At 39.0% G+C, this 8,174-nt stretch carries 6 protein-coding genes; 3 read left to right on the top strand and 3 right to left on the bottom strand.

All coding sequences use genetic code 11. From position 1 onward, the window contains the following. The first annotated feature begins 298 nt into the window (after positions 1-298). From F6K54_RS35090 to F6K54_RS35085, 3 genes are all read left to right on the top strand, one after another. Complete coding sequence (locus F6K54_RS35090; protein ID WP_293088320.1) at positions 299-925, top strand: hypothetical protein; 627 nt, start codon at positions 299-301, stop codon at positions 923-925. Positions 926-1,073: 148 nt separating this feature from the next. Continuing rightward, positions 1,074-1,346, top strand: coding sequence for a helix-turn-helix domain-containing protein (locus F6K54_RS43385; RefSeq protein WP_366558318.1), 273 nt, complete (start codon positions 1,074-1,076; stop codon positions 1,344-1,346). Beyond that, a complete protein-coding gene (locus F6K54_RS35085) occupies positions 1,330-2,277 on the top strand; it encodes an RNA-guided endonuclease TnpB family protein (protein ID WP_366558319.1) in 948 nt (315 codons plus the stop codon). The genes F6K54_RS43385 and F6K54_RS35085 overlap by 17 nt, the downstream gene beginning before the upstream one ends. Before the next feature lie 425 nt (positions 2,278-2,702). Here the strand turns inward: F6K54_RS35085 and F6K54_RS35080 are convergent, their stop codons facing one another. The 3 genes from F6K54_RS35080 to F6K54_RS35070 form a co-directional block, all read right to left on the bottom strand. Continuing rightward, positions 2,703-4,124: an NAD(P)/FAD-dependent oxidoreductase gene (locus F6K54_RS35080; RefSeq protein ID WP_293088319.1), complete on the bottom strand. Its 1,422-nt coding sequence runs from the start codon at positions 4,122-4,124 to the stop codon at positions 2,703-2,705. A gap of 611 nt (positions 4,125-4,735) precedes the next feature. Beyond that, a complete protein-coding gene (locus F6K54_RS35075; protein ID WP_293088318.1) occupies positions 4,736-6,091 on the bottom strand; it encodes a methylglyoxal synthase in 1,356 nt (451 codons plus the stop codon). 321 nt (positions 6,092-6,412) lie between these two features. Next, positions 6,413-7,156, bottom strand: a complete 744-nt coding sequence (locus F6K54_RS35070) for a hypothetical protein (protein WP_293088316.1) — start codon at positions 7,154-7,156, stop codon at positions 6,413-6,415. Between the last annotated feature and the right edge of the window lie 1,018 nt (positions 7,157-8,174).

The following is an 8,174-nucleotide window of genomic DNA, read 5'->3' as shown; positions in this document are numbered from 1 at the left end:
TGCCTCCTCCGGAGGAGCTTCGTATTGCGGAAACTCGTACGCGGACGTGGAGGGAAGCATCAGACTACCGCCAAGGAAGCAGCACCCTGTGTTAGCGACAGCTATGCGAAGCAAAACGTCAACCCGCCGAAGAGCTACGGCTCAGTAGGAATCCCCGCGCCTAACAGCCGGGGAGGATGTCAATCTCTCACTCCCTCACTCCTATAGGGGCGAATGCCATTGGCCCCTACTCCCTTAGTCCCTTCCGTATCCGTGTATCCGTGCCATAATCCGTGTGAGCCACTCCCCTACTTCCATTATGCCGTATAGTAAATTTACTCTGAGTAAAGTTGTAGAAGATTTTCAACTGACTATCGTAGAAGGCGATCGCTTTTTACCAGAGGCTTCCTCAATTAATCCTACTGCTTTACTTAAAGATACCCTCAAAGAAACAGTACCTTGGGCGATCGCTGTGGGTAGTGAAAAAGCTCGTTCTGAAGGTATTATTAATCCAGTATTATTAGAAGTAAAACGTCAGCTCAAAGGAAAAATTAGTGTTTTTTCTGGCGAAGAGTTTGCCGTACAACCAGAAGTTGATTTGACTGGGTATGTTGATTTTCTAATTAGTCGTTCTCCAGAGCAATTGTATATTAAAGCTCCTGTGGTGGTATTAGTTGAAGCGAAAAAAGAAGACCTCAAACCAGCTCTTGGACAATGTTTAGCAGAAATGGTAGCAGCTCAACGGTTTAATCAACAAAAACAGCAACCAATTTCAACTATCTACGGTACAGTGACAAGTGGTACAGTTTGGCGATTTCTCAAACTCGAAGAGCAAACAGTAATATCATGTCCGGTTGAATACTTATACTTTGGAGAAGGTAAGGCAGCTATGCTGGAGGCAGGAGGCAGAAGGAAAGAAAAGGTTAGAAGGGAAAAGGTTTTTTGATCACGCTATTATCCGGACATGATATAACAATTGATTTGACCGAAAAAATGGGTCTCAAGCCTCGCCCTTCTAGGGCGACTTTTTATTGCTTGCGGGTTGATGTTTTTCAATAAATATGTTATTGTTTTGTTAGTTTGAAGTTCAAGTTATGAAAGCTAGATTTAAGTACCGTATATATCCAACGCCGGGACAAAAATACCGATTAGCCAAGCTATTTGGCTGTGTCCGTGTGGTTTGGAATGATAGTCTAGCTTTCTGCCAACAGAGGTATAGATCAGGAGAAAAGAAATCTACTAATTCAGAACTACAAAAGCTTTTTATTACATCTGCTAAAAAGACTGAAGAAAGAGAATGGTTGTCAGAGGTTTCTAACATACCATTGCAGCAATCATTGAATGATTTAAATCAGGCGTTGCTCTAACTTTTTTAAATCAACTCAAGGCAAGAGAAAAGGTAGACCTGTTAGACCTCCTAAATTTAAAAGTAGGAAATCAAAGCAAACTGCTAGGTTTAGAAAGGGTGGCTTTAAGATTGGTCAGCATAAAGTTTATTTAGCTAAGATTGGAAAACTAAAAATAGTTTGGTCAAGGGAGTTACCTGCTGCTCCATCATCAGTAACAGTAATTAAAGATTCAGCTCATAGATATTTCTTAAGTTTTGTAGTAGAAATACAACCAGAAATCTTACCTCAAACTGATAATTCATTAGGTATAGATTTAGGTATCAAAACCTTTGCTACATTTAGCGATGGTACAAAAGTTGATGCTCCTAAACCACTCAAAAAACGAATTAAGAAGTTAAGAAAGTTAAGTAAGTCATTATCTCATAAAACCAAAGGCTCAAAAAGGTATGAAAAAGCACGGGTTAGAGTAGCTAAATTCCATGGCAAGCTGAAAGATACAAGGACAGATTTTCTGCATAAATTATCTACTAAAATAATTCGTGAAAACCAAACAGTTGTTTTAGAAGATTTAAACGTTTCTGGTATGATTAAGAACCGTAAATTATCTAGAGCGATATCAGATTTAGGTTGGAGGCAATTCAGGACACTGTTAGAAGGAAAAGCAGAAAAATATAGTCGTGATTTCAGAGTAATTAGTCGTTGGGAGCCAACATCTCAAGTTTGTTCAGATTGTGGGTTTAAAGGTGGTAAGTTAGACCTTCAGGTGCGAGAATGGGAGTGTCTAAACTGTGGCACAAAACACGATAGAGATGAGAATGCAGCAATAAATATATTAGTCGCGGGCGGGCAGTCCGAGACATTAAACGGACGCGGAGGCAAGCGTAAGACTACTGCAAAAGTAGCAGCAGCCTGTGAAACGTCAACCCACCGAGGAGCTAAGGCTCGGTAGGAATCCCCGTGCCTTTAGGCCGGGGAGGATGTCAAAGATTATCCATTGCCTCCCGTTGAGCAAATTTTGAGCTTTTTAGTTTGGATGGTAGAGAGTGGGGGAGTGGGGGAGTAGGGGAGTAGGGGGAGATTGAATATTGAAGTGAATATTACAGCGGTTTCCGTTGTTATGAGGTACACCTGTCGCGGGCAAGATGCCCGCACTACAATGATTTTACCATTCAAGCTTGTACCTCATTTGCCCGAAATATGCTGTATATCAAATCCGTTTAATTGGACATAAAAAAATTCTTCAATCGTTATAACTATGCTCATCTTTGTGATTATCTCTCCTCCTGACTCCTGAGTTCCCCTCCTGGGAGGGGTTAGGGGTGGGTTAACTCCTAAATAATTAAGATTAATATCATACACGCGCTTCACAAACGCCTAAAAAAGCAGTTTAGGAATATTTTGCCTTCGATCTGTTTGCTCAAATTGTTGATTGTTTTTGATGATCTGCCCCAAAATTTTTGCCATAATATCAGGTTGAAACAGAATTTTTGGAGGTTGAGTCAGTTGCATGACTACTATATATTTTTGATAAACTTCCGGGTACTCTACTGAAAGCCGCAATACCTGGTCTAAATATTGCTGTATTAATCTTGTCATCCAGTCTGGTTTGGCACCTTCTGTACCTGGCCAACGTAAGTCTTCCGCAGTTGCCATTAACCAGGGCATAGAATTTACTTGAGCAAGTTGCTTCTGGAAATACTTGCTGAAACCTTTAAGACTGGGATTACTTTGCAAGCACTGTTCGAGAGCCATCGCTCCTAAAGCAGCTACAGTCATGCCTTGACCATAAACAGGATTAAAACAACATACTGCATCACCTATAGCCACAATACCATCTGGTAGTCTTGATAATTTCTCGTAATGACTGAGGCGATTTTCTGTACGTCGGTATCCATAGACAGGGGAAATGGGTTGAGCATCTTTAATAAATTCGTAGACAATGGGATTTCGCAAACTACGGGCAAATTCTAGGAAACCAACTTCATCAGTAGGAGGATAATCTTTATTGATACCAAAAAGAGTAGTCACCCAACAATTGTTTTCCACCGAATAAATTATCCCCGCACGTTGATCATTGGGTGGCTTTGTTCCTACTGCTAATACTTTCCAATCTGTCTGAAAACCCTCTGGACACTTATACCATCGACTACTATAGCCCAAAAAAGAATTTATTACTGTTTCTTCAGGAGCTTGATAACCTAAAGCAGTTAACCATTTAGGTAGAGAGGAATTTCGCCCACTAGCATCAACAACTAAGTCAGCAGTTAAATCTTGTTCGTGAGAATTTGACTTTATTCGTACTCCTGTAACTCTAGAGTTATTAACATTGCTGAGTAAATTTTTTACCTGAGTACCTTCTAGAAATTGCACACTGTAATCAGCAGTTAATTGACGACGTATTCCCCACTCTAATAGATGCCGACTACAAAGACAACTTTTTATATCCGAACGAAACCGAGGCTGCCAACCAAATAAATTATACCAGGGAAATTCTGCTGCCCAATCAATTTTTAGGGAACCAGCAGTTTCCAAATCTTTGACTAAACCAGGAAACAGTTGCTCTAAAATTTGTTGACCTTTGGATAATAGTACATGGACATGATTGCTTTGAGCTACTCCTGGCCGAAATTGGGGATGTTCGGGAAAGCGATCGCGCTCTACTATTGTTACTTGTTGAAAATGGTTTGTTAATACTCGCCCTGCTAATAACCCTGCGATACTACCACCAATTACGATTGCATGGTTACCTTTTGTAGGTTGTTGCTGTGAAATATTGATTTTGTCTGAGTCAATCATTATTTTTGTGTAAAATTTAATAATTTACAGTACTGAAGAAATATTGAAATTACCTCTACTTTTCTCTTTTCTTCCCTCCTGATATTATATCCGGTTGAATAATTAGACTTTGGTGTACAGAAGGCAGGAGGCAACCCACCCCTAACCCCTCCCAGGAGGCAGAAGGCAGGAGGCAGAAGGTTTTCTCAAGAGTGTCACCTTAATTTTATACACGCTCCGATGCTACCGGACATGATATGACTCCTGAGTTCCCCTCCTGGGAGGGCAGGGCTGTTTCATTCTCAATAGACACGGGGACACGGAGACACACCAGACACGGGGATAGAGGCTTTTAATTTATGATTAAATTGACTTTTCACCATTTTAGTCAGAGCAAAAGGGACGTTATTGGCGCTCAAAATCAGCCAATTTTGGTAAATTTTGCTATTCTTTGATCCCCATTACTCCTATTCTCCCGCTCATCGTTAACTTGCGATACTTTGAAATAGCCCTGCTCCTGGGAGGGGGAGGGGTGGGTTTACTCCTAAGTAATGAAGATTAATATCATACACGCGCTTCACCAAATACCCACAAAATTTTTCATTCTTTCTTCTTCCTTCTTCCTTCTGCTATTAAATCATATCATCATTTTGCATATCCTGATGTTTAATTCTTGTTGGTAAAGATAGAAAGCTCCAGGCAGATTTTTCTTCAATTTCATTAGTTGGCGGAGCAAGGACAATTAAACCATCAGGAATACACTTAATCTCAACTGGAGTAGTGCCAATAATTTCACCGTCAAGTACAACTTTTTGCGGTGGTTCTGTATTAACTTTTACCTGCTTGGTTCGCAAACCAATAGTATCTTGATCTTGAGCAGGAGTTTTAAATATAGCTGAACCAAACATTCTAACTACAGTATTAACAGCTTGCAGTCTACTATTAGAGGTAATAATCATTACTTCTAATAAACCATCATTCATAATTACTTCTCCCAAACCTTGAGCTAAAACTGATGTGGGTGGAGCTGCATTAGCAATAGTTATTGCTCCTGCTTCAAAGTTTTTGGTAACACCATCAATTTCTATTTCAACATCAAAAAGTTGTTGTTCGTTTAGTTGTTGCCAACCTGCCATCATATAGGCAAGCACTCCCCAACGATTTTTAGCTTCTCGATCTGCTCTCTCTATAGTTTCTGCTTCATACCCCACTCCTGCTAATAAAATCATGGTACGCTCATTGCACTGCCCAACATCTATTGTACGAATTTTGCCTGCTAAGATGACTTCACAAGCACTTCTAATTGGTGTAATACTGGGAATTCCTAAAGCCATAGCAAAAGCATTGGCAGTACCTCTAGGAATTATACCCAGAGGAATACCTGTATTTACTAATTCTCCAGCAACGGCAGAAACAGTGCCATCACCGCCAGAAGCAAGAATGATATCTGCTTGTTTAGCGATCGCTTCTTTTGTCAATTCTTCTGCTGTTTGTTCTATAGTGGTTTCGTGTATATGTAAATGCAGATGAGGTTCGAGAAGTGATTTAATTAATGATAATTCTTGTTGAGCATTGCCCTGGCCAGATACAGGGTTGAATATTAGGTGGGCAACAGTAGCTTGAATGAAACTATTAATAATTGCTTCAGCAGTGGCAATATTAATCGCAATGGGAACATTATGTACCTGACAAATACGCAGTAATAATTGGAGTTCTGGTTCATAAGATTGAGAAAATAGGTAGTCTACTAAACAGATAACAGCAATAATATTTCCTGTGGCTATTTCTGCTGCTATTTGAGCATCTCCTCCCAAGGAAATTGGTAATACAGAGTTTATTTCTATAGCTGTTTCTTGTAAAAGATATTTAGCAGTGTCTTCTGGGGCAATTAATTGATAGCGAGATAGCACAACTTGATGTTGTTTGACAAATTCAACTAAGTTGTCTTTTTTACTGTCATAAGCAAGTAAAGCAATGGTGTTTGTCATTTTAGTTATCAGTTATTAGTGGGAAGGCAGAAGGCAGAAGGCAGAAGGCAGAAGGGAAGAGAAGATTAGAAGGGATAAAGTTTTTTTATAACTGATTATCCAAACATGATATTATCAGTTATCAGTTACAGCGGTTCCCGTTGTTATGAGGTACACCTGTCTACATGAATTTTGAGCATCCATAAGTCATCTTTGGTAACAACTACTTTATTATCTCTCTTTTCTCTCTGTTTCCTTGAGTACAATTATTCATCCCTCCTTCTTGAGTACAATTATTTATCGCTTAATTGAGATGTACCCGTATATTATTCATCACCGTATTTAATTCAGTTTAAATGAATCTAAAAATTTTTCTACTGCTCCTGGAATTTCGTTTTTTCTTTCTATTTCACTGGCTCCAGTCATATACAATCTTTTTTCTGCTAAGTAAACTCTAAATGTAATAGTTTCTACATCATTTTTGAGTATAAATTCTCTTCCTAAAAATCTTTCTGAATTGTAGGGATAATTCCTACTCAATTTAAAATTTTTAACATCAACAATTTGGTTTTGTACTCTTGCTAATATATCTTGTTTATCTGCTAATTGTTTACTATTTAAAACGTCAGAATAAGCAACTACAAATCTTGCTGATTCAGGATGACTTGCAAATACTTTAAAATTAATATTTCCATTCTCAGTTTCAATAATTTCTCTTTCAGCCGTCATTCCACCTGTAGGCATCCAGATGGTAAAATCGCCTTCTCTAAAAAGAAATTTTTGCCATTCTATCTGTCCAGATTCAATTGTTAATACAGATTGGGGTTTTTGTGTTTCGAGCTGTTTTATTTCCCGCTCTATCTGTAGTCGTCCTTTTTTAAAAAAGTCTGGACGGTTATTCAAGGAAAAACGAGTTTGTTTGTCTATAGTTTGCCCAGAATTATATAATTTCAAGTCCCAAATACTACAGCTAGTATTGAAAACAGCTATAATTGTGATTAAGAATAAATTAAGAATAGAAGATTTTCTTAAATAAACAGGGATAATACTTCTATACTTTTTATTATATATTGGTGAATTTTTCATAGTTCGTTAATTTAGAATAGCTATATTTACATTATACTTAATATTAACTATGTTGTAAGCATTTCCTGCGGAATGCTGCGCAAACAGCCGTCAGCTAGCCTGCTATAGTCGTAACTGCGTTATCAGCACTTCCCTCCGGGATGCTACGCAAACAGCTATTGCTTTTAGTTGACGATCAAAGCTTTATTAATTCTCTTACTACAAAAGTTGGCTCCCTTGCCCTTAAAGTCTATATTAATTTAAACACTATCCTAATATGAGAAAGTCTTGTTGTTAATAGACATCTTCAGAAAAGAGGGAATAGGGAATAGGGAATAGGGAATAGGGAATAGGGAATAGGGAACCCACCCCTCGCCCCTCCCAGGAGGGGAGGGGAATAACTGATAATTTCTGTACGATAATTGATTTTATTTTTGATTTTTGGAGATGTCTGATAGCTGACAGCTAATAGCTGTTTGCGCAGCATTCCGCAGCAAATGCTTACACTATGTTATACAGCAGTTTCCGCACGTTATGAGGTAAATACATTGATACTGTTAGGGAGTAGGGAGTAGAGAAGATGGGAATTAGGGTAGTGAACAAGCAAAAAATATTTCCCCTGTCAGTTGTACCGCATTAGTTCGAAATCTGCTGTAGCAATATGATTTGAGTTGTGAGATATAGCAATGTGCGCTGGCATATTTAGGGCTTGCTGAAAAAGTCTTACAGCGCTTTTCAAATTGATGAACCACATCTTCACAATCAAAACCCTGTAAGGACGTTCCATGGAATATCTCTACTGTGGTTTACCCAAATGAAAACCGCTGTATGGGTGAGGGTAGGAGACAACCCACCCCTAACCCCTCCCAGGAGGGCAGGGCTGTTTCATTCTCGATAGACACGGGGACACGGAGACACACCAGACACGGGGATGAAGGCTTTTAAGCGGCGTTGAACCAAATATTCTCTTAGAGCTTAAAGACGCGTACTTTGCGCTCAAAATCGGCAAATTTTGGCAAATTTCACTGTTCCACTATCC

Source organism: Okeania sp. SIO3B5 (assembly GCF_010692555.1).
GTDB lineage: Bacteria > Cyanobacteriota > Cyanobacteriia > Cyanobacteriales > Microcoleaceae > Okeania.
This window is presented reverse-complemented; position numbering and strand designations above follow the sequence as displayed.

Coding starts and splice junctions, on each gene's coding strand:
- F6K54_RS35090 (WP_293088320.1), top strand. CDS start 299: ATGCCGTATAGTAAATTTACTCTGAGTAAAGTTGTAGAAGATTTTCAA.
- F6K54_RS35075 (WP_293088318.1), bottom strand. CDS start 6,091: ATGACAAACACCATTGCTTTACTTGCTTATGACAGTAAAAAAGACAAC.
- F6K54_RS35080 (WP_293088319.1), bottom strand. CDS start 4,124: ATGATTGACTCAGACAAAATCAATATTTCACAGCAACAACCTACAAAA.
- F6K54_RS43385 (WP_366558318.1), top strand. CDS start 1,074: ATGAAAGCTAGATTTAAGTACCGTATATATCCAACGCCGGGACAAAAA.
- F6K54_RS35070 (WP_293088316.1), bottom strand. CDS start 7,156: ATGAAAAATTCACCAATATATAATAAAAAGTATAGAAGTATTATCCCT.